Genomic DNA, 21227 nt, shown 5'->3' on the forward strand with positions numbered 1-21227 from the left:
TGCCGTTCAGTTCTTCTGCAGATTGCGAATCAGGAAGCTGATCGCCTTGGCCAGGTCGGCCGCGCCTTGATGGTCGCGCAGCACGGTGATCCACGGGCTGCCGTCGGCCGGGTTGGTGAGCACACAGGTTATGCCACTGGTGGGACATTCATAACGGATATAAGGGTCGAGCCCGAACACCGACAGACGCTGGTTACTCACCGCCAAGCTCTGCGCCTTTTCCGCCCGGGTTTCCTGGCGCACCAGCAGCTCGCCGGGCCCGGCGACGCTCAGCTGGTAGCGCAGGTCGCTGCGCTGCGCCGGGGCCTTGCCCAGCTGGTAGCCGGCGCGCAGCGCGTAGGTGTCGAGCAGCGCGTTGCTGTGCGCCAGCAGCGCCTTGCGCTCGTCCTTGGTCAGGTACAGCCGCTTGAGCTCGGCCAAATAGCGCGTCTGCTCCTCCCCGCCCAGCTGGGCCTCGCTGGCCTGCGCCGGGGCACCCGTACCCAGGCTCAGCATCAGCAATAACCCGCTCAGTCTTCTTGTCAGTCCCAGCCGCATGATGCACCCTTGCCGAACTTGGTTGATGTAACAGACCTAGGAACCCGCTGAAGCCCCGCCCGCCCATCGATGCAGGTCAGGAAGCACTGCCTTCTGACCTCACTCGCGAGCCGGACGCAAACGGTTCTAAGCCTGCCCGGAAGCGGCAGCATAATGGAAGCCAGTCGTTCGATGAAAAGCCATCCCGATGCCGCTAGCCGTCAGGCGGCCGAGGTTGTGACGCAGTTGCCAGTGCCTTCGCGCCTGGGCATGCTGCGCTTCGAACGTATTAATGAAGCTAGCTGGACCCTGCTGTTCCTCGATCCCGCCTGCGAACGCCGCTTCGGTGTCAGTGCCGGCGAACTCTGCGCCCTGCTCGACTCCCCCTACGCCAGCCTGATGGAACCCGAGGCGCGCTACCGCCTGCACGACGAGATCCAGCTGCAGCTGCTCAACGCCCAGCATTACTCGGTGCGCTACCGCCTGCACACGCCCAATGGCGCCCTGCACCTGCTGGAGATCGGTGAGACCTTCCAGCAGCGCGGCCGCTCGCTGCTGCGCGGCTACCTGCTGATCACCGCCGAGGCCGGCGAGAGCCTGGCCGAGCAGCGCCTTCAGGATCTGGAGGAGCAGAATACTAAGCTGCAGACGTCGCTGGAGCTGTACCAGCACTCGCAGGAAGAGCACCTGCAGCATCTGATTCGCTCGCGCGCCCAGCAGAGCCTGATCGTGCGCCTGGCGCGGCATCGCTACAGTGCGCTGGACCCGCTTCGCGAGGCCGCCGAATTGATCACCCAGGCCGCCTGCGAGGCCTACGACGTGGCCCGCGCCAGCATCTGGCACATCAATGGCGAGCGCCTGGAGCCGGTGGCCCTGTACCGCCGCGACATCGACCGCCACGAGCTGCCGGCGCCCATCGACGTCAGCCTGTTCCCGCGCTATCTGGAAGCCTTGCACAGCGGCCGCGCCATCGACGCCCACAACGCCCAGCGCGACCCGCGCACCAGCGAACTCACCCGCGGCTATCTCAAACCCCAGGGCATCAGCGCCATGCTCGACGCCAGCATCCGCCTGGGCGGCGAAGTGGTCGGCGTGCTGTGCCTGGAACACATCGGCCCGGCGCGCACTTGGCAGGCCGACGAGATCGGCTTCGCCGGCGAGCTGGCCGACCAGTTCGCCCAGGTCATGAGCAACCAGCAGCGCCGCGACGCCACCAGCGCGCTGTTCCTGTTCCAGCGCGCCGTGGAGCAGAGCGCCAGCGCCTTCCTGCTGTTCGACCGCGACGGCCTGGTGCAGTACGTCAACCCGAGCTTCACCTCGATCACCCAGTACGGCGCCGAGGAGGTGCAGGGCCGGCGCATCTCCCAGCTGCCGGCGCTGGAGAATCTCGGCGAACTGCTGTTCGACGCCCAGACCGGCCTGGCCGAGCGCAACAGCTGGCAGGGCGAGTTCCGCAGCCGGCGCAAGAACCTCGAGCCGTACTGGGGCCAGCTGTCGATCTCCAAGGTCTACAACGACGACGGCGAGCTGACCCACTACATCGGCATCTACGAAGACGTCACCCAGAGCAAGCTGGCCCAGCAGCGCATCGAGCGCCTGGCCTACAGCGACAACCTCACCGGCCTCGGCAACCGCCCCTACTTCATCCGCTGCCTGGAAGAGCGCTTCGCCCGCGCCGACGGTCAGGCCTTCAGCCTGCTGCTGGTGGACATCGACAACTTCAAGCGGATCAACGACAGCCTCGGCCACCAGACCGGCGACAAGCTGCTGACCAACCTGGCCCGCCGCCTGCGCAACAGCCTGAGCCAGAACACCAGCCTGGCGCGCTTCGCCAGCAACGAGTTCGCCGTGCTGCTGGACGGCGCCGACGAAAGCGCCGGCCAGCAGCTGGCCCAGGACCTGCTGTCGACCCTGGACAAGCCGCTGTTCGTCGACAACCAGCTGATCAGCGTCACCGGCTCGGTCGGCCTGGCCTGCGCGCCGGCGCATGGCGACGACCCGCATCTGCTGATGAAGCACGCCGGCCTCGCCCTGCATAAGGCCAAGGCCAACGGCAAGCACCAGGTCCAGGTGTTCACCGAGGCGCTCAACGCCGAGGCCAACTACAAGCTGTTCGTCGAGAACAACCTGCGCCGCGCGCTGACCCAGAACGAGCTGGAGGTGTACTACCAGCCCAAGCTGTGCCTGCGCACCGGGCGCCTGCTCGGCCTCGAGGCGCTGCTGCGCTGGCAGCATCCGGAAAAGGGCATGATCAGCCCGGACCAGTTCATCAGCGTGGCCGAGGACACCGGCCTGATCATCCCCATCGGCAAATGGGTGGTACGCCAGGCGTGCCGCGCCAGCCTGGAGCTGACGGCGCTCGGCATGGGCCAGATCCAAGTGGCGATCAACCTCTCGGCCAAGCAGTTCACCGACCCCGACCTGGTTGGCTCCATCGCCGCGATCCTCGAGGAAGAGCAGCTGCCGCCACACCTGCTGGAGCTGGAGCTGACCGAGAGCCTGCTGCTCGAAGGCAACGACACCACCCGCCAGCAGGTGACGCGCCTCAAGGCCCTGGGCCTGACCCTGGCGATGGACGACTTCGGCACCGGCTACTCGTCGCTGAGCTACCTGAAGAAATTCCCGATCGACGTGATCAAGATCGACCGCAGCTTCATCAAGGACATTCCGGAAAACCAGGACGACATGGAGATCACCTCGGCGGTGATCGCCATGGCCCGCAACCTCAAGCTCAAGGTGGTCGCCGAGGGCATCGAGACCGCCGCCCAGCTGGGTTTCCTGCGCCGCCAGCAATGCGATGTCGGCCAGGGCTACCTGTTCGACCGGCCGATCCCCGGCCGCGACCTGGTCGACCGCCTGCGCCGCTATCCCTGCCGCGGCGTCTAGCCCTTGCCGCCGGATGAGGCGCTGTAATTTCCGCCCCGCCGCGACGTCTATCCATCACCCCCTGTCGGGGTAAGCTAGCCCTCTTCCTCATCGCTCAATGGGAAACGACCATGGTCCTGCGTTCGCAAATCCTTGCCCACAAGCTCGAACTGCCCAGCGCCGAGCAGGCCCTGCCGGGCCGCGCCGAGAGCGTGCCGGTACCCGAGCGGCACCACGTCAACGGCAACCCGCTCAAGCCACCGTTCCCCGCCGGCCTGCAGCAGGCGGTGTTCGGCCTCGGCTGTTTCTGGGGCGCCGAGCGGCGCTTCTGGCAGCAGGCGGGCGTCTGGAGCACCGCGGCGGGCTACGCCGGCGGTCACACGCCGAACCCCACCTACGAGGAAGTCTGCTCCGGCCTGACCGGGCATACCGAGGTGGTGCTGGTGGTGTTCGATCCGCAGCAGATCCGTTACGAAGACCTGCTGAAGGTGTTCTGGGAAGCGCACAACCCGACCCAGGGCATGCGCCAGGGCAACGACATCGGTACCCAGTACCGCTCGGCCATCTACTGCTTCGACGCCGCCCAGCGCGCCGCGGCCGAGGCCAGCCAGGCGCGGTTCCAGGCCGAACTGGAAAGGGCCGGACTGGGCCCCATCACCACCGAGATCGCCGATGCGCCGGCCTTTTACTATGCCGAGCCCTATCACCAGCAGTATCTGGCGAAGAACCCCGGCGGCTACTGCGGCCTGGGCGGCACCGGGGTGTGCCTGCCGGCCTGAGGGGGAACCTCCGCCGCGCGGCGGGGGTCGACCCCATACAGCCTTGAATTCGGAGCCATCGCCATGGAGCTCAGCAGCATCGCCAGCGCCGTGTCCAACGCCAACGCCGCCCAGGCCGCGGCGATGGCTTCGGTACTGCTGTTGAAAAAGACCCTGGACCTGCAGTCGGAGACCGCCATCGGCATGATCCAGGCGATCCCGCAGGTCACCCCGCCGAGCAATCCGCCGCACCTGGGCAATTCGATAGACGTGATGGCCTAGCGCCGATCAGTCCAGCGGCCGCCACTCCCGATTGAGCCGCTCCAGAATGCGCCGCAACTCGCCCGCATCCTCCGCCCCCAGCACCTGCGCCAGCTGCGCCTCGGCCTGTGCCGAGAGCTGCAGTGCGCGGGCGTAGAGCGCCTCGCCGCGCTCGGTGAGACGCACGCGCTTGGCCCGGCCATCGTCCGGATCGGCCTCGGTCAGCAGATAGCCCAGCTCGTGCAGCTGCTCCACCAGATAGGCCATGCTCTGCTTGGTCATGCCGGCGGCGGCGGCCAGTTCGACTACCCGGCTGCCGCCGGGCGCGATATGGCGCAGCACCGCGCTGTGGGTCAGGCGCACGCCGGGGAATTCTTCGCCCAGGCGGCCATAGAGCCAGGCGGCCAGCTGTTCGTAGGGCAGGCGCAGGAGCGCGCCGAGGGTCTTGCGCAGGGGATCGACGGTCATGGCGGCAGCTTGCATTTTAGTCAGTCTATATGTCTATTATAGACAGACAAACTGACTTATTTGGAGATTTCATGGACAGCATCGCCCGCAACCTCGAGGTCGTCGACTGCCACATCCGCGGCGAGGCCCAGGACGTCGACTCGGTTCTCGACCTGTATACCGACGACATCGTCATGAGCATTCCCGGTCGCGGCATCGAGCTGCACGGCAAGGCGCCGATTCGCGCCATGTACCTGCGCCTGTTCGGCGCCATGCGCGATATCGAGCTGCAGCCGCTGGACCGCTTCGCCACCGCGGACCGCGTGGTGGACGACATGCGCGTGCGCCTGACCATCGCCGGCGACGGTATCGACAACTGCCCGCTGCCGGTCGGCAGCCGCGCGGAGCTGCGGCTGGTGCATCACTTCCAGATGCGCGACGGGCTGATCGCCCGCGAAGAGGTGTTCGAGGTGTGGAAGGCGCTTTGAACCGCGCCCCGGCCGAACGGCGGCGGAAGCAGTCCGCCGCCATCGGAGAATCACCGGATCAGAGCGCCGCGCCGGCCATCACCGCTTCCGGCTGCACCGGCATATGCAGCAGCTGCAGACGCTCGCTGCTGTAGGCGCGGATGCGGTTGGTCAGCTCGATGTCGTCGTTCAGCTTCTGCCCGTAGGAGGGAATGATCTCCTTCAGGCGCGCCTGCCATTCGGCCGAGGCGACCTTCTGCGCGAAGTTCTTCTCCAGCACCGAGAGCATGATCGGCGCGGCGGTCGAGGCACCCGGCGAGGCGCCCAGCAGCGCGGCGATGCTGCCGTCGGCGGAGCTCACCACCTCGGTTCCGAACTGCAGCACGCCGCCGTGCTCTTCGCTCCGCTTGATGATCTGCACGCGCTGACCGGCGGTGATCAGCTCCCAGTCCTCGTCACGCGCCTCGGGGAAGTAGTCGCGCAGGGCGTTCATGCGGTCCTCGTCGCTGAGCATCAGCTGGCCGACCAGGTACTGGGTCAGGTCCATGTTGTCCCAGCCGGCGTGCATCATCGGGCCGACATTGTCGGTACTGACCGAGGCGAACAGGTCCCACAGCGAACCGTGCTTGAGGAACTTGCTGGAGAAGGTGGCGAAGGGTCCGAACAGCAGCACCTTCTGGCCGTCGATCACGCGGGTGTCGAGGTGCGGCACCGACATGGGCGGCGAGCCGACCGACGCCTTGCCGTACAGCTTGGCCTGGTGCTGGGCGACGATTTCCGGGTTCTTGGTCAGCAGGAATTGGCCACCGACCGGGAAGCCGGCATAGCCCTCGGCCTCGTCGATACCGGACTTCTGCAGCAGGGTCAGGGCGGCGCCACCGGCACCGATGAAGACGAACTTGGCGTTGACCGTGGTTTCCTTCTCGCCGTCGGCGAGGTCGGCGACCACCACGTTCCAGCTGCCGTCTTCGCTGCGCTTGAGATCGCGCACTTCATGGCGCAGGTGCAGCGCCACGCCGTCGCGCTGGGTCAGCGAGTCGACCAGCTGGCGGGTGATCTCACCGAAGTTGACGTCGGTACCGATCGGCATGCGCGTGGCGGCGATCTTCTGCGCCGGGTCGCGGCCGTTCATCGCCAGCGGCACCCACCGGGCAATCTGCGCCGGATCCTCGGAGTACTCCATGCCGCGGAACAACGGGCTGTGCTGCAGCGCCGCATGGCGCTTCTTCAGGAACTCGACGTCCGCCTCGCCCCAGACCACGCTCATGTGCGGCACGTTGTTGATGAAGGACTTGGGCTCCTTCAGCACGCCCTGCTCGACCTGGTGCGCCCAGAACTGCCGGGAGATCTCGAAGGCCTCGTTGACGTTGAGCGCCTTCTTGATGTCGATGCCGCCGTCGTCGGTCTCCGGCGTGTAGTTCAGCTCGCAGAATGCCGCGTGGCCGGTGCCGGCGTTGTTCCACGGGTTGGAGCTCTCGTTGGCGACCTGTTCCATGCGCTCGTAGATGTCGATGGTCCAGCCCGGCTCGAGCTCTTTCAGGTAGGTGCCGAGGGTGGCGCTCATGACGCCGCCGCCGATCAGCAGCACGTCGACGCTGCGCTCAGGCTTGGGCGGCTCCGAGCAGCCGACCGCGGCCAGGCAGGCGAGTATCAGTAACAGTTTTCTCATGGTGAACATTCCGGTTGCAGAGGCAAGGCGAATCGGGAGCCCCGCCGCGGCTGTACGCCTGCGACGGGCATGTGAACGATTCGAGGGGGATACAGCGACAGACCGTCCAGTCGGTTGACCGCCAGACTGGCCTGGAGTGAAGTCTTTTGCCGCGATAAGCAGACAAAAGGTCGCGCAGCCTTTAGCAAATCCGATGCCTGCCGCGCCGAGCCGCGTGGCATCGGGCCCGCCGGCCGTTCCTGTCGGCGAAACCGGAGGATTTTCGCCAGCGCAGCGGCGACATTCCGCCAATCGGGCGACCTGACGTCGGCAGGCGCCTGGCGCTAGACTGCAGGCAAAGAGCCATCTACAGGACCGGCATGTCGGCCACTACCCTCTACATCTCCCCCGAGCAGCTGTGTGTCGGCCTCTACGTCCACCTGGACCTGAGCTGGTGGGAGCACAACTTCGCCTTCAGCAATTTCAAGATCAAGGACGAGGCCCAGCTGCAGGCGCTGCGCGAGCTGGGCCTGAGCCAGCTGCGCTACGACCCGGCGCGCAGCGACTGCCCGCCGCTGCCCCTGCCGGCGGCCGAACCGCAGGTGGTGGTCGAGGAACCGGCCAAGCCCAGCCCCGAGGAACAGGCGCGCCAGGCCCGCGCCGCCAAGCTGAGCGTGCTGCGCAAGCGTCTGGCCGAAGTGGACCGCACCTTCGTCCAGGCCAGCCAGCGGGTGAAATCGCTCAACCAGGTGCTGCGCAACCAGCCCGAGGAAGCGCTCAAACTCGCAGGCGAAGTGGTGCGCGAGCTGGTCGACGCGCTGCTCGGCGAGGACGGCGCGGCGCTGCACAGCATCAATGGCAAGGCGGCCGATGACGCCTACTTCCACTCGCTCAACGTCACCGTACTGTCGCTGATGCTCGGCCGCCAACTCGGCTTCGATAGCGAGGCCTGCCACAGCCTCGGGCTCGGCGCGCTGCTGCACGACATAGGCAAGCTGGACGTGCCCAGCAAGGTGCTGCTCAAGCCCGCGCCGCTGACGCGCGCCGAACAGCAGTTCAAGCAGATGCACGTGGACTTCGGCGTGCGCCGCGGTCACGCCCTGATGCTCGACGACGAGGTGTTGCGCGTCATCCAGGAGCACCACGAACATTGCGACGGCAGTGGCTATCCCAAGGGCCTGCACGAAGCCGCCATCGGCCGACTGAGCCGGGTGGTGTGCATCGCCAACACCTTCGACAACCTGTGCAACCCGCTCGACCCGCGCGACGGCCTCAGCCCCCACGAGGCCCTGGCGCTGATGTTCAAGCAGCAGCGCGAGCGTTTCGACGACGTGGCGCTGAAGGCCTTCATCCGCTGCATGGGTGTGTACCCGCCGGGCAGTCTGGTGCAGCTGGACGACGACCGCTACGCCCTGGTGCTGGCCATGCACCCGAGCCTGCCGCTGAGGCCGACGCTGATCCTCTATGAGCCGAGCGTGCCCAAGAGCGAGGCACTGATCCTCAACCTCGAGCAGGAGCCCAACCTCGCCATCGCCCGCAGCCTGCGGCCCGCGCAGCTGCCGGCCGAGGCGCTGGAATACCTCAACCCGCGCCAGCAGCTGACCTACTACGTCGACCCACGCCAACGCGGAAAATAACCGGGCCTCTCCCCGCCACGCGGTCGCCCGCCTACACTCTGCCAACGCTCGCCGCCAACCCGCGCTCGCCGCCAACAAGAAGTAGAACCGGCCCATGCCCAGCCCGCGCTTTTCCGACCTCCACGAGATTCCGCCCAGGGCCTTCAGCCCCGCCGCGCTGGCCCTGCAGGTCTCGCCCTGGCTGCTGATCGGCCTCGGCGCCTGGGGCGGCCTGCCGCTGTGGATCTGCCTGTTCTGCGGCCTGTGCCTGAGCCTCGGCCTGCTACCCGCGCTGGCCACCGCCACCCATTGGCGCGCGCTGATGCAGCCGCGGCCGGCCGTCGTCGAGATGCCGCCCTGGCTCGCCAGCCTGGGCGAAGAACTGGAAAGCCTCTGCGCCCACCAACGCGAGCGCATCGAGCGCCTGCATGAGGAGCTGCAGTCCGCGCAGTCGCAGCGCCAACTCCATTGGCAGGCGCTGCAGAACAGTCTGCACGAACACGCCGAGGCGGCGGCCACGCTGCTCGCCGCGCTGCCGCAGGAGGGCGATGAATCCTCCGAGGCCCGGCAGGCGCTGGACGCCCTGCTCGAGCAGCAGCGCCAGACCGGCGCGCAGGCCGATGCCCTGGCCGAGCGCATGCGCGGCATCGCCCAGCAGGCCGAGACCATCCTGCGCGCCACCGATGACATGGACGCGATTGCCAAGCAGACCAATCTGCTGGCCCTGAATGCCGCCATCGAGGCGGCGCGGGCCGGTGACAGCGGGCGCGGTTTCGCCGTGGTGGCTGACGAGGTGCGCGCGCTGTCGAGCCGTTCCACCGACTTCTCCCAGGCCATCCGCGGCACAGTGGCCGAGATGCTCGAGGCGCTGCGACAGGCCGACGATCAGGCCGCGCGCCTGAGTCATGCCGATGCGACGACCGGCGACGAGGCGCAGCGGCTGATCGCCGCCCGGCTCAGCGGGCTGAACGAGGACGGCACACGCGCACGGGAGATCGCCGGCCAACTGGCCGAGCGCGCCCAAGCGCTGCCTGCCGCGCTCGCGCCGCTTCCGCCGGAGCGCGACGACCTCCTCGGCGAGCTGACCCAGCAATCACACGCGCTGACCGAACTGGCCACGCGCCTGCGCCCGGCAGCCTCGAACACCACGCCTGCGGCCTGACCCGCCGAGCGGTCGACTCGCGGCGTGGCAGAACCAGCGAACCCCCGCTAAGGTCAACTCGCTGAACCGAGCAGTCCCCGTCCACCGCACACGAGGTCTGCCATGCCCGCCTCCCGCCTTCCCCTATCTTGTCCGCTCGGCCTGCTGGCCTGCCTGGCACTGCCGGCCCTGGCCCAGCAACTGAGCGTCACCACCACCGCCGACGAATTCGATGGCGCCTGCACCGCGCAGCACTGCTCCCTGCGCGAGGCCATCGCCGCCGCCAACGCCACGCCGGACGAACCGGCCTCGATCCGGCTTCCCGCCGGCACCTACCCGCTGAGCCAGCCCAACGGCAATGACGACCAGGGCCTGCCGATCGACGAGAACGCCAATCGCGTCGGCGATTTCGACCTCCTCGGCCAGATCACCCTGCTCGGCGCCGGCGCGGATCAGACGCTGATCGACGGTGGACGAAGCGACCGTCTCATCGACGTCCAGCCCGGTGCCGATGTCGAACTGCGCGGCCTGACCCTGACCCGGGGCGGCACGCTGTACGACGGCGGTGGCATCCGCAATCACGGCTCCCTGCGGCTGATGGAGGTGACCCTGCTCGACAACCGCGCCTATGCCCACATCGACAATGTGCAGAGCCGTGGCGGGGCCCTGGCCAATTTCGCCACGGCGCAGCTGCACCACGTGCGCGCCGAAGGCAACTCGGTGGACGGCGGCTACATGACCATGGGCCAGGGCGGCGCCCTGTTCAACGCCGGCACGCTGCAGGTGCGCGACAGCCGCATCGAATACAACCGCTGCGGCGACTACCACGAGGTGGGCATGGGCTGCGGCCTCTACAACCAGGGCACGGCGGACCTGGCGCGCGTCGCGCTGAACGGCAACCGCGCCATGCCATTCGGCATCGGCGGAGCCATCTTCAACCGGGGCACCCTGACCCTGGCCAACAGCACCCTCAGCAACAACTACAGCGGCAAGGGCGCCGCGCTGGACAACGGCGACCGCTACAACCCGCAACCGACCGGCACCCCCTACGCCACGCTGGTGCATGTGACCATCGCCGACAACGACGGCTACGGCCTGCTCAACGTCGACGGCACGGTCAGCCTGCGCAACGCGATCATCGCCGGCAACCAACAGCGCGAGACCGGCGAGCCGCGCAATTGCCACAACCAGGCGACCGCCGTCGCCATGCACATCCGCGGCCTGCTGCTGGGCAGCGATGCCGGCAACTGCACCGGCAGCATCAGCGTGGACAACGATCAGGTGCTGGTGCGCGAACTGTTCCCGCTGGCGGAGAACAACGGCACCCCGGCCCACGCCCTGCGCCGCACCAGCGCCGCCCTCGATAGCGCCGAGGGCAGCTGCCCGCGGCACGACCAGCGGCGCCTGACCCGACCGCGCGATGGCGACGGCGACGGCATCGCCCGCTGCGATCTGGGCGCCTTCGAGCGCGCCGGACCTTGAGACCCCATTGACGATCTCGCCAACAGGCGCCCGCTTGCCCCATTGGTGGAAATGCTTCGCAGTTTTCCACCCTACTCAAGCCTGCAGGCCCTGTAGGGGGGGATAACGCGTTGCTTATCCACCGGCTCGTGCGGTGCGCGGAAAGGCCGCGAACAGGCTCGAAAGAAGACGGGCAAAGGTCAGTCGGCGATCAGCCAATCCAGGCGGAAGCTGCCCTGGCTCTGCGCCAGCTTGCCGGCCAGCCACGGCAGCAGCTGCTTCAGCTCGTCCTCCAGGCCCCAGGGCGCGTTGGCGATGGCCAGGCCGGAGCCGGCCAGGCGATTGGCATCGTCCGGCGCGTGGACGAACAGCTCGACGCGCAGCAGCTTGGGCGCAGTGGACTTCTCCAGGTTCTGGTAGAAGCGCTTGAGCTGGCGCTCGTCCTTGATCGGATACCAGATGGCGACAACGGTCTGACGCATGCGGCCGATGGCCTCGTCGAGCGCGGTGACGCAGCGCTCCAGCTCGTCGGCCTTCTCGAACGGCGGATCGATCAGCAGCAGCGCGCGCTTCTCCGCCACCGGCAGCAGGGCGCGCGGCACGTGCCAGCCCTCGCCCAGGTGCACGGCCACGCGGCGGTCGCCCTTCATGTTGTCCTTGAGCAGCTGGCCGTCTTCCGGATGCTTCTCGTTGAGCAGCACGCGATCCTGTTCGCGGGTCAGCTGGCGCGCCAGCTCGGGCGAGCCGGGGTAGTAGCGCAGCGCACCGTCCGGGTTGAGATCGCGCAGCACGCCGAAGTAGTCGGTGGTGGATTCGGGCAGGTCCGGCGCGTCCCACAGTCGGGCGATGCCTTCCAGCCATTCGCCGGTGCGGGTCGCCTGGTCGCCCTGCAGGTCATAGAGGCCGACGCCGGCATGGCTGTCGAGGTAGGCGAACGGCGCTTCCTTGCGCGACAGCAGGGCGATGATGCGGCTGATGACGAGGTGCTTGAGCACGTCGGCGTGGTTGCCGGCGTGAAAGGCGTGGCGGTAGTTCATGGGCGCTTACCTGAAGCAGGACCTGGAGCGGGCGCGAATTGTAGCCCGAAGGAAGGACGCGAGCAGTTTCTAGCCCAGCATCAGGGCGATGAATCTTGCTAGGCAGCCTCTATTCACAATTCTAGACTTCAGGAAGATCCCACCGGAGACGCGTTTCATGTCCGAGTCCCTGCTCAGTTCCCGCAACCTGGCCTTCGAGCTCTACGAAGTGCTGGACGCCGAAGCCCTGACCCAACGCCCGCGCTTCGCCGAGCACAACCGCGAAACCTTCGATGCCGCCATCGCCACCGCGCGCGGTATCGCCGAAGAACTGTTCGCCCCGCACAACCGCAAGAACGACGAGCACGAGCCGCAGTACGTGGACGGCGCCGCGGTGCTGATCCCGGAAGTCGCGCCGGCGCTCAAGGCCTTCCACGAGGCCGGCTTCCTCAATGCTACCCGCGACTTCGAGGCCGGCGGCATGCAGCTGCCCAACCTGCTGTCGCAGGCCTGCTTCGCCCACTTCCAGTCGGCCAACTGCGCCACCAGCTCCTACTCGATGCTGACCATGGGCGTGGCCAACCTGATCGAGGCCTTCGGCAGCGAGGAACAGCAGCAGCGCTACCTGCAGCCGATCATCGATGGCCGCTTCTTCGGCACCATGGCGCTGACCGAGCCGCACGCCGGCTCGTCGCTGTCGGACATCCGCACCAAGGCCGAGCCGCACGCCGATGGCAGCTACCGCATCAAGGGCAACAAGATCTTCATCTCCGGCGGCGACCAGCCGATCTCCGAGAACATCGTGCACATGGTGCTGGCCAAGCTGCCGGACGCGCCGCCCGGGGTGAAGGGCATCAGCCTGTTCCTCGTGCCCAAGTTCCTGGTCAACGACGACGGCTCGCTGGGCAAGCGCAACGACGTGACCCTGGCCGGCCTGTTCCACAAGATGGGCTGGCGCGGCACCACCTCCACCGCGCTGAACTTCGGCGATAACGGCGAGTGCGTCGGCTATCTGGTGGGCAAGCCGCACGCCGGCCTCTCCTATATGTTCCAGATGATGAACGAGGCGCGCATCGGCGTCGGCATGGGCGCGATCATGCTCGGCTACGCCGGCTACCTGTACTCGCTGGAGTACGCCCGCCAGCGCCCGCAGGGCCGCCAGCCGGACGGCAAGGACCCGGCCAGCCCTCAGATCTCCATCGTCGAGCACGCCGACGTGCGGCGGATGCTGCTGACCCAGAAGGCCTACGTCGAAGGCGCGTTTGATCTCGGCCTGTACGCCGCACGGCTGTTCGATGACACCCACACCCTGGAGACCGAGGAAGAGCGGGCGCAGGCGCTGCAACTGCTCGACCTGCTCACGCCGATCGTCAAGTCCTGGCCCTCGGAGTTCTGCCTCAAGGCCAACGAACTGGCGATCCAGGTCCTCGGCGGCCACGGCTACACCCGCGAATACCCCGTGGAGCAGTACTACCGCGACAACCGCCTCAACCCGATCCACGAGGGCACCCACGGCATCCAGTCGCTCGACCTACTCGGCCGCAAGGTGTCGATGAACGGCGGCGCCGCGCTCAAGCGCCTGATGGGCCTGATCCAGGCCAGCTGCCAGCGCGCCGCGGCGTTCGACTCGCTCGACCGCCTGCGCCAGCCGCTGGAACAGCTGGTGCAGAGCCTCGGCGGCGTGACCCTGGCACTGCTCGGCGACCTGCTCGCCGGCAAGGTCAACCAGGGCCTGGCCAACTCGGCGCTGTACCTCAAGGTGTTCGGCCACGCGGTGATCGGCTGGCGCTGGCTGGAACAGGCAATCCGCGCGGAAGAAGGCCTGGCGCGCATCGCCAGCGGCGAAGGCAATGCCGCCGACACCGACTTCTACCGCGGCAAGCTGCAGGCCGCGCGCTACTTCCTGACCTGGGAAGTGCCGGGCTGCCACCACGAGCTGGCCATCCTCGAGGCGCGTGACGACACCTGCCTGGCCATGCGCGATGCCTGGTTCTAATCGAAAACCCAAGCATCTGATTCCGCTGAAAAAACGCCCCGCACCTGCGGGGCGTTTTTCTTTGACAGGGCGAGGAAGGCAGAGGTTAGAATCCGGCATGCCCCCTGCATGAAAATGCCCACCCTCTCGCCGGAGTAACGCTTTTGGACGCCAGCGCCATCAACAGTCTGTTCCTGATAGGCGCACTGCTGGTGGGCATGAGCATCCTGGTCAGCGCCTTCGGCTCGCGCTTCGGCATCCCCATCCTGGTGATCTTCCTCGGCGTCGGCATGCTCGCCGGCGTCGACGGGCCCGGCGGCATCGTCTTCAACGACTACTCCACCGCCTACCTGGTCGGCAACCTGGCGCTGGCCATCATCCTTCTCGACGGCGGCATGCGTACGCGGGTCTCGAGTTTCCGCGTGGCGCTGTGGCCATCGTTGTCGCTGGCCACGGTCGGCGTGCTGATCACCGCCGGCCTGACCGGCGCGGCCGCCGTCTGGCTGTTCGACCTGAACTGGATGCAGGGCCTGCTGATCGGCGCCATCGTCGGCTCGACCGACGCCGCCGCGGTGTTCAGCCTGCTCGGCGGGCGCGGCCTCAACGAGCGGGTCAGCGCCACGCTGGAAATCGAATCCGGCAGCAACGACCCGATGGCGGTGTTCCTCACCGTTACCCTGATCGACATGCTGGTGAAGGACCAGGCGGGTTTCAGCTGGAGCTTCCTCGTGCACCTGCTGCAGCAGTTCGGCATCGGCGGCCTGCTGGGCCTCGGCGGCGGCTGGCTGCTGCTGCAGCTGGTCAACCGCATGACCCTGGCCGGCGGGCTCTATCCGCTGCTGGTGGTCAGCGGCGGCCTGATCATCTTCGCCATCACCAACGCCGTCGGCGGCAGCGGCATTCTCGCCATCTACCTCTGCGGCCTGCTGCTGGGCAACCGGCCGATCCGCTCGCGCCACGGCATCCTGCACATGCTCGACGGCCTCACCTGGCTGGCGCAGATCGGCATGTTCCTGGTCCTCGGCCTGCTGGTGACACCGCACGAGCTGCTGCCGGTCGCCATCCCCGCACTGGCCCTGGCGCTGTGGATGATCCTGTTCGCCCGACCGCTGTCGATCTTCCTCGGCCTTCTGCCATTCCGCGCCTTCCACGACCGCGAGAAGATCTTCATCGCGTGGGTCGGTCTGCGCGGCGCGGTGCCCATCATCCTCGCCGTGTTCCCGCTGATGGCCGGGCTGCCCAATGCCCAGCTGTTCTTCAACGTGGCGTTCTTCATCGTGCTGGTGTCGCTGCTGCTGCAGGGCACCAGCCTGCCGCTGGCGGCGCGCCTGCTCAAGGTGACGGTACCGCCGGACCCGTCGCCGATTTCCCGCGCCGGCCTGGAGATCCACCCCACCAGCGAGTGGGAGCTGTTCGTCTATCGCCTCGGCGCCGAGAAGTGGTGCATCGGCGCGCCGCTGCGCGAGCTGAAGATGCCCGAAGGCACGCGCGTCGCCGCGCTGTTCCGCGGCACCGAGCTGCTGCACCCATCCGGCAGTACAACGCTGAAGGCCAGCGACATTCTCTGCGTGATCGGCCACGAGCACGACCTGCCGGCCCTCGGCAAGCTGTTCAGCCAGGCGCCGGAACGCGGCCTGGACCTGCGCTTCTTCGGCGACTTCGTGCTGGAAGGCGACGCCCAGCTCGGCGCCATCGCCACGCTGTACGGGCTCAAGCTGGGCGAGGTCGATGGCCAGACCCCGCTGGGTCGCTTCATCGCCCATGAAATCGGCGGCCAGCCGGTGGTCGGCGACCAGGTTGAGTGGAACGGCCTGACCTGGACAGTCGCGGTGATGGAAGGGAATAAGGTGCGCAAGGTCGGCGTCCGATTCCCCGAAGGCCAGGCCAAGCCCGGACTCTTCCTCTGACAGGCACGCCGAATCTGCCGTGCACCTCGGCGCGGGCGGTGCGCCTGGCATATCATTAGCCGCATTTCTGTCCAAGAGCCGCACCCGCGACCATGTCTTCCCTGCGCCCCCTGCTAGCCGGCCTGCTGCTGAGCCTGTGCCTGACCTCTCCCCTCTTCGCCGCCGAACCGCCGTCGACCAAGGCCGTGCAGGACAGCCTGAACGGCCTCGAAGCGCGCAAGCTGCCGGAGGCCGAGCACAACGCCCTGAAGGCACGCCTGGAAGAAACCCTGGCGTTCCTGGCCAACCGCGACGAGAGCCGCGAGCGCCTGGAGGCGCTCAAGGTACAGCTGCGCGACGCCCCGCGCCTGACCAGCGAGGCCCAGCGCGAGCTGACCCGCATCAAGGCCACCCCGCCGACCGCCATCGCCAGCCGCTTCGCGCGCTCCAGCGTGCAGCAGCTGGAGCAGATGCTGGCCGAGCGCAGCACGCAACTGAGCGACTGGCAGCAACAGCTGACCGAGGCCAGCAGCCTGCTGATCACCGCCCAGACCCGCCCGGAACGCGCCCAGGCGGAGATCAGCAGCAACCAAACCCGCACCATGCAGATCAACAACCTGCTCAAGGTCGGCAAGGAAGGCGGCAAGGCGCTCAGCGGCGAACGCCGCGACCAGCTCAACGCCGAGCTGGCCTCCCTCGAAGCGCAGACCGAGCTGCTGCGCCAGGAGCTGGCCGGCAACAACCTGCTGCAGGACCTGGGCAGCGCGCGCCACGAGCTGTTGCAGGAGCGCATCCGCCGCCTCGACCAGGAGAGCCTGGACCTGCAGGCGCTGATCAGCGAGAAGCGCCGCGCGACTTCCGAGCAGACGGTCGCCGAACTCTCCCGCGAGGCCGAGAAGGCCACGCCCGACAGCCTGCTGGCCCAGGAGAGCGCGACCAACCTGAAGATTTCCGACTACCTGCTGCGTGCCACCGAGCGCCTCAACCAGGTCACCCGCATGAACCTGGAGGCCAAGCAGCAGCTGGACAGCGTGACCCAGGCGGCCCAGGCCCTGGAAGAGCAGGTCAGCGTCCTCAAGGGCAGCCTGTTGCTGGCCAAGATCCTCTACCAGCAGAAGCAGGCCTTGCCGAGGCTGCAGCTGGACAGCGACCTGGCCAACGAAATCGCCGATATCCGCTTGTATCAGTTCGAGCTGAACCAGGAACGCGGAAAGCTCGACGACCTCAATGTCTACGTCGACAGCCTGCTGGCCAGCCAGCCGAGCGAGCAGGTCACGCCGGAGCTGCGCAAGACCCTGCTGGACCTGGCCACCACCCGCGGCCAGTTGCTCGACCACATGAACCGCGAGCTCAATGCGCTGCTCAACGAATCCATCAACCTGCAGCTGAACCAGAAGCAGCTGCAGGCGATGGTGGACGAGCTGCGCGATACGCTGGAAGAGCAGATGTTCTGGATTCCCAGCAACAAGCCGCTCGATTTCGCCTGGCTGCAGCAGGTGCCGAACCTGCTCGAGCGTCAGCTCAAGGAAATGCCATGGGGCTCCGGCGTGCGCGAGCTGGGCGCCGGCCTGGTCGACCGTCCTTGGCTGTTCATTCCGCTGCTGCTGGTGATCGGCGGGCTGCTGTGGCGGCGTAGCTGGCTGTTCGGCAAGCTGCAACAGCTGCACGAGGACATCGGCCACTACAAGCGCGACGGTCAGTTGCATACGCCGATGGCGATCTTCCTCAACGTCCTGCTGGCGCTGCCGGTGACGCTGTTCCTCACCCTCTGCGGCATCGCCCTGCTGGTCGATGCCCGCGGGCAGAACGCCACCCTGGGCAGTGCCCTGCTGGAAATGGCCCAGGCCTGGCTGGTGTTCTACACGCTGTACCGCATCCTCGCCCCGGGCGGCGTAGGCGAACTGCACTTCCGCTGGCCGCCCGCGCGCGTCACCTACCTGCGCACCCAGGTGCGCCGCCTGGGCCTGGTAGTGATGGCGCTGGTCGCGGTGGTCACCGTGGCCGAACACCAGCCCGCCGTGCTGGCCGAGGATGTGATCGGCATCTTCGTGGTACTCGGCTGCTTCGCCCTGATGGCCTGGCTGCTCAGCCGCGTGCTGCTGGCGCGGCCGATGCGCGAGGACGGCTCGCCGTTCCGCACCGTCATCGGCCTGGGCTTCACCCTTCTGCCGATCGGTCTGTTCGTTGCCGTGTGCTTCGGCTACTACTACACAGCGCTCAAGCTCACCGACCGGCTGATCGACACGCTCTACCTGCTGATCCTCTGGCTGGTGCTGGAGGCCGCCTTCGAGCGCGGCCTGGCCGTGGCGGCGCGCCGCCTGGCCTATGCCCGGGCCTTGGCCAAGCGCCAGGCCCAGCCCAAGGAAGGCCCGGAAGGCGAGACGGTGGTTGAGGAGCCGACGCTGGACATCGAGCAGGTCAACCAGCAATCCCTGCGCCTGGTGCGACTGGCCCTGCTGGGCGGCTTCATCGCCTGCCTGTACTGGGTCTGGGCCGACCTGATCACCGTGTTCACCTACCTCGACAACATCACCCTGTACGAATACAGCAGCGGCACCGGCGACGCGGCGACCATGATGCCAATCAGCCTGCTGGACCTGCTCGGCAGCCTGATCATCATCGGCCTGACCATCGCCCTGGCCAGCAACCTGCCGGGCCTGCTGGAAGTGCTGGTGCTGTCGCGCCTGAAGCTGGCCCAGGGCAGCGCCTACGCCACCACCACCCTGCTGACGTACGTGATCGGCGGCGTCGGCTTCGTCGCCACCCTCGGCGCCCTCGGCGTCAGCTGGGACAAGCTGCAGTGGCTGGTGGCCGCGCTCTCGGTGGGCATCGGCTTCGGCATGCAGGAGATCTTCGCCAACTTCATCTCAGGCCTGATCATCCTGTTCGAACGCCCGGTGCGCATCGGTGATGTGGTGACCATCGGCAACCTGTCGGGCACGGTCAGCCGCATCCGCATCCGCGCCACCACCATCACCGACTTCGACCGCAAGGAAATCATCGTCCCGAACAAGACCTTCATCACCGGCCAACTGGTGAACTGGTCGCTGACCGACACCGTCACCCGCGTCACCGTGCAGATCGGCGTCGGCTACGGCTCCGATCTGGACCTGGTGCGCAAGCTGCTGCTGCAGGCCGCCAAGGAAAACTCGCGGGTGCTGCGCGATCCGGAGCCACTGGTGTATTTCCTCAACTTCGCCGAGAGCACGCTGAACCACGAGCTGCGCATCCACGTGCGCGACCTGGCCGACCGCAACCCGGCGGTCGACGAGATCAACCGCTTCATCGACCGCGAGTTCAAGAAGAACGGCATCGATATCTCCTTCCGTCAGCTCGATGTGCATGTGAAGAACCTAAACGGCGGCGAGTACCATCTGGTGCAGGGCAAGCCCCGCGGGCCCTCCGGCGCCAACGAAGCGCATCAGGCGGAGCCGCCGCCCGGCGACGGCGAATGATGCACGCTGGACGCTCCGCGACAATGCCGAGCACAATGCTCGGGTATTGCCGCGGAGCCCGCCGTTGAAAGCCCTCGCCGACCTCGTCTTCGATAACCGCTTCGCCCGCCTGGGCGACGTCTTCTCCACCCCCGTTCTGCCCGAGCCGCTGGACGAGCCACGCCTGGTCGTGGCGAGCCCGGCGGCCATGGCCCTGCTCGATCTCGATCCGGCCGAGGCCGACGCGCAGGTGTTCGCCGAGCTGTTCTCCGGGCACAAGCTGTGGAGCGACGCCGAACCACGCGCCATGGTTTATTCCGGGCACCAGTTCGGCGTCTACAACCCGCGCCTGGGCGACGGCCGTGGGCTGTTGCTGGGTGAAGTGGTCAACGACGCCGGCGAGCACTGGGACCTGCACCTCAAGGGCGCCGGCCAGACCCCCTACTCGCGCATGGGCGACGGTCGCGCCGTGCTGCGCAGCTCGATCCGCGAATTCCTCGCCAGCGAGTACATGCACGCCCTCGGCGTCCCCACGTCGCGCGCCCTCTGCGTCACCGGCTCGAGCACGCCGGTGTGGCGCGAACGGCAGGAGACCGGCGCCATGCTGCTGCGCCTGGCGCCCAGCCATGTGCGCTTCGGCCATTTCGAGTACTTCTACTACAGCAACCAGCACGAGCGCCTGAGGGAGCTGGGCGAGCACGTGCTGGCCTGCCACTTCCCCGAGTGCCAGGCGGCGGAGAACCCCTGGGCCGCCATGTTCCGCGAGATCGTCGAGCGCAACGCCGGGCTGATCGCCCAATGGCAGGCCTACGGCTTCTGCCACGGCGTGATGAACAGCGACAACATGTCGATCCTCGGCATCACCTTCGACTACGGACCCTACGCCTTCCTCGACGACTTCGACGCCAACCATATCTGCAACCATTCCGACGACAGCGGCCGCTACAGCTTCAGCAACCAGGTGCCCATCGCCCACTGGAACCTGGCGGCGCTGGCCCAGGCGCTGACGCCTTTCGTCGAGGTGGCATTGCTGCGCGAGACCCTCGACCTGTTCCTGCCGCTGTTCCAGGCCCACTACCAGGACCTGATGCGCCGTCGCCTCGGCCTCACCCAGGCGGAAGAGGGCGATGCCGAGCTGATCGAACGCCTGCTGCAACTGATGCAGGCCGGCGCGGTGGACTACTCGCTGTTCTTCCGCCGCCTCGGCGAACAGGCACCGGCCGAAGCGCTTGCCGTGGTCCGCGAGGACTTCGTCGATCTCTCAGGCTTCGACCAGTGGGCGCAGGAATACCAGGCCCGTGTCGAGCGCGAAGGCGGCGAACAGAGCGCCCGCCGCACGCGCATGCATGCGGTCAACCCGCTCTACATGCTGCGCAACTACCTGGCGCAGAACGCCATCACCGCCGCCGAGCAGGGCGACTACGGCCCGGTGCGCGAACTGCACGCCGTGCTGTCACGGCCCTTCGAGGAACAACCCGGCATGCAGCGCTACACCGAACGCCCGCCGGAGTGGGGCAAGCGCCTGGAGATCAGCTGTTCGTCCTGACACGCCGCTTCCCCTCTCCTACTGGAGAGGGCCGGAGTGAGGGAGAACGGCAATCTCTTCAACCGTAGCCCGGATGCAATCCGGGACGCTCCCTCCCCGGCCACCACCTGCGCAACTCCTTGCACATCCGCTCTTCCCACCACCGCGCCAGCCCGCCAGCGCCGCGCCCCACGGCCCCTGCGCAAGCCCC

At 67.5% G+C, this 21227-nt stretch carries 15 protein-coding genes; 11 read left to right on the top strand and 4 right to left on the bottom strand.

Annotation, left to right across the window (positions count from 1 at the left end; all coding sequences use genetic code 11):
- Window positions 1–6: 6 nt before the first annotated feature.
- Window positions 7–537 carry a hypothetical protein gene (locus tag NF616_RS18455; protein WP_252275025.1) on the bottom strand — a complete coding sequence of 177 codons (531 nt, stop codon included), beginning with the start codon at window positions 535–537 and terminating at the stop codon, window positions 7–9.
- A 171-nt stretch (window positions 538–708) separates the two neighbouring features.
- Here NF616_RS18455 and NF616_RS18460 point away from each other — a divergent pair, with 171 nt between their 5' ends.
- The 3 genes from NF616_RS18460 (at window position 709) to NF616_RS18470 (ending at window position 4421) form a co-directional block, all read left to right on the top strand.
- The gene (locus NF616_RS18460; protein WP_252275027.1) at window positions 709–3402 is read left to right on the top strand and encodes a bifunctional diguanylate cyclase/phosphodiesterase; all 2694 of its coding nucleotides are present in this window, start codon (window positions 709–711) and stop codon (window positions 3400–3402) included.
- A 110-nt stretch (window positions 3403–3512) separates the two neighbouring features.
- Window positions 3513–4160, top strand: coding sequence for a peptide-methionine (S)-S-oxide reductase MsrA (gene msrA, locus NF616_RS18465; protein WP_252275029.1), 648 nt, complete (start codon window positions 3513–3515; stop codon window positions 4158–4160).
- A gap of 63 nt (window positions 4161–4223) precedes the next feature.
- Window positions 4224–4421, top strand: coding sequence for a YjfB family protein (locus tag NF616_RS18470; protein ID WP_252275031.1), 198 nt, complete (start codon window positions 4224–4226; stop codon window positions 4419–4421).
- A gap of 6 nt (window positions 4422–4427) precedes the next feature.
- Here the strand turns inward: NF616_RS18470 and NF616_RS18475 are convergent, their stop codons facing one another.
- The gene (locus NF616_RS18475; protein ID WP_252275033.1) at window positions 4428–4868 is read right to left on the bottom strand and encodes a MarR family winged helix-turn-helix transcriptional regulator; all 441 of its coding nucleotides are present in this window, start codon (window positions 4866–4868) and stop codon (window positions 4428–4430) included.
- 71 nt (window positions 4869–4939) lie between these two features.
- Between NF616_RS18475 and NF616_RS18480 the strand changes: the two genes are divergently transcribed.
- A complete protein-coding gene (locus tag NF616_RS18480; protein WP_252275034.1) occupies window positions 4940–5335 on the top strand; it encodes a nuclear transport factor 2 family protein in 396 nt (131 codons plus the stop codon).
- Window positions 5336–5393: 58 nt separating this feature from the next.
- Here the strand turns inward: NF616_RS18480 and NF616_RS18485 are convergent, their stop codons facing one another.
- Entirely contained in the window at window positions 5394–6983 is a 1590-nt protein-coding gene (locus NF616_RS18485) for a malate:quinone oxidoreductase (protein ID WP_252275036.1), read from the bottom strand.
- A gap of 359 nt (window positions 6984–7342) precedes the next feature.
- Here NF616_RS18485 and NF616_RS18490 point away from each other — a divergent pair, with 359 nt between their 5' ends.
- The 3 genes from NF616_RS18490 (at window position 7343) to NF616_RS18500 (ending at window position 11201) form a co-directional block, all read left to right on the top strand.
- Window positions 7343–8599: an HD-GYP domain-containing protein gene (locus tag NF616_RS18490; protein WP_252275038.1), complete on the top strand. Its 1257-nt coding sequence runs from the start codon at window positions 7343–7345 to the stop codon at window positions 8597–8599.
- A gap of 328 nt (window positions 8600–8927) precedes the next feature.
- Window positions 8928–9740, top strand: coding sequence for a methyl-accepting chemotaxis protein (locus tag NF616_RS18495; RefSeq protein WP_434091911.1), 813 nt, complete (start codon window positions 8928–8930; stop codon window positions 9738–9740).
- Window positions 9741–9842: 102 nt separating this feature from the next.
- A complete protein-coding gene (locus tag NF616_RS18500) occupies window positions 9843–11201 on the top strand; it encodes a CSLREA domain-containing protein (protein WP_252275042.1) in 1359 nt (452 codons plus the stop codon).
- 179 nt (window positions 11202–11380) lie between these two features.
- Here the strand turns inward: NF616_RS18500 and NF616_RS18505 are convergent, their stop codons facing one another.
- On the bottom strand, window positions 11381–12217 hold the full coding sequence (locus tag NF616_RS18505; protein WP_252275043.1) for a 23S rRNA (adenine(2030)-N(6))-methyltransferase RlmJ: 837 nt from the start codon (window positions 12215–12217) through the stop codon (window positions 11381–11383).
- 157 nt (window positions 12218–12374) lie between these two features.
- On the opposite strand from NF616_RS18505, the gene NF616_RS18510 reads away from it, so the two are divergent.
- From NF616_RS18510 to selO, 4 genes are all read left to right on the top strand, one after another.
- Entirely contained in the window at window positions 12375–14192 is a 1818-nt protein-coding gene (locus NF616_RS18510; RefSeq protein ID WP_252275045.1) for an acyl-CoA dehydrogenase, read from the top strand.
- Window positions 14193–14335: 143 nt separating this feature from the next.
- Window positions 14336–16078, top strand: a complete 1743-nt coding sequence (locus NF616_RS18515) for a potassium/proton antiporter (RefSeq protein WP_252275047.1) — start codon at window positions 14336–14338, stop codon at window positions 16076–16078.
- A 92-nt stretch (window positions 16079–16170) separates the two neighbouring features.
- A complete protein-coding gene (gene mscK / locus NF616_RS18520) occupies window positions 16171–19512 on the top strand; it encodes a mechanosensitive channel MscK (protein ID WP_252275048.1) in 3342 nt (1113 codons plus the stop codon).
- Between the two features lie 64 nt (window positions 19513–19576).
- Entirely contained in the window at window positions 19577–21037 is a 1461-nt protein-coding gene (selO, locus tag NF616_RS18525; RefSeq protein WP_252275050.1) for a protein adenylyltransferase SelO, read from the top strand.
- Window positions 21038–21227 lie beyond the last annotated feature (190 nt).

Origin of the sequence: Pseudomonas subflava (assembly GCF_023823685.1) — a bacterium.
In the GTDB taxonomy this organism is placed as follows: domain Bacteria; phylum Pseudomonadota; class Gammaproteobacteria; order Pseudomonadales; family Pseudomonadaceae; genus Aquipseudomonas; species Aquipseudomonas subflava.

Excerpts from the sequence above, each read along its gene's own strand:
- NF616_RS18455 (WP_252275025.1), bottom strand. The coding sequence starts at position 537 with ATGCGGCTGGGACTGACAAGAAGACTGAGCGGGTTATTGCTGATGCTG.
- NF616_RS18460 (WP_252275027.1), top strand. The coding sequence starts at position 709 with ATGAAAAGCCATCCCGATGCCGCTAGCCGTCAGGCGGCCGAGGTTGTG.
- msrA (WP_252275029.1), top strand. The coding sequence starts at position 3,513 with ATGGTCCTGCGTTCGCAAATCCTTGCCCACAAGCTCGAACTGCCCAGC.
- NF616_RS18470 (WP_252275031.1), top strand. The coding sequence starts at position 4,224 with ATGGAGCTCAGCAGCATCGCCAGCGCCGTGTCCAACGCCAACGCCGCC.
- NF616_RS18475 (WP_252275033.1), bottom strand. The coding sequence starts at position 4,868 with ATGACCGTCGATCCCCTGCGCAAGACCCTCGGCGCGCTCCTGCGCCTG.
- NF616_RS18480 (WP_252275034.1), top strand. The coding sequence starts at position 4,940 with ATGGACAGCATCGCCCGCAACCTCGAGGTCGTCGACTGCCACATCCGC.
- NF616_RS18485 (WP_252275036.1), bottom strand. The coding sequence starts at position 6,983 with ATGAGAAAACTGTTACTGATACTCGCCTGCCTGGCCGCGGTCGGCTGC.
- NF616_RS18490 (WP_252275038.1), top strand. The coding sequence starts at position 7,343 with ATGTCGGCCACTACCCTCTACATCTCCCCCGAGCAGCTGTGTGTCGGC.
- NF616_RS18495 (WP_434091911.1), top strand. The coding sequence starts at position 8,928 with ATGCCGCCCTGGCTCGCCAGCCTGGGCGAAGAACTGGAAAGCCTCTGC.
- NF616_RS18500 (WP_252275042.1), top strand. The coding sequence starts at position 9,843 with ATGCCCGCCTCCCGCCTTCCCCTATCTTGTCCGCTCGGCCTGCTGGCC.
- NF616_RS18505 (WP_252275043.1), bottom strand. The coding sequence starts at position 12,217 with ATGAACTACCGCCACGCCTTTCACGCCGGCAACCACGCCGACGTGCTC.
- NF616_RS18510 (WP_252275045.1), top strand. The coding sequence starts at position 12,375 with ATGTCCGAGTCCCTGCTCAGTTCCCGCAACCTGGCCTTCGAGCTCTAC.
- mscK (WP_252275048.1), top strand. The coding sequence starts at position 16,171 with ATGTCTTCCCTGCGCCCCCTGCTAGCCGGCCTGCTGCTGAGCCTGTGC.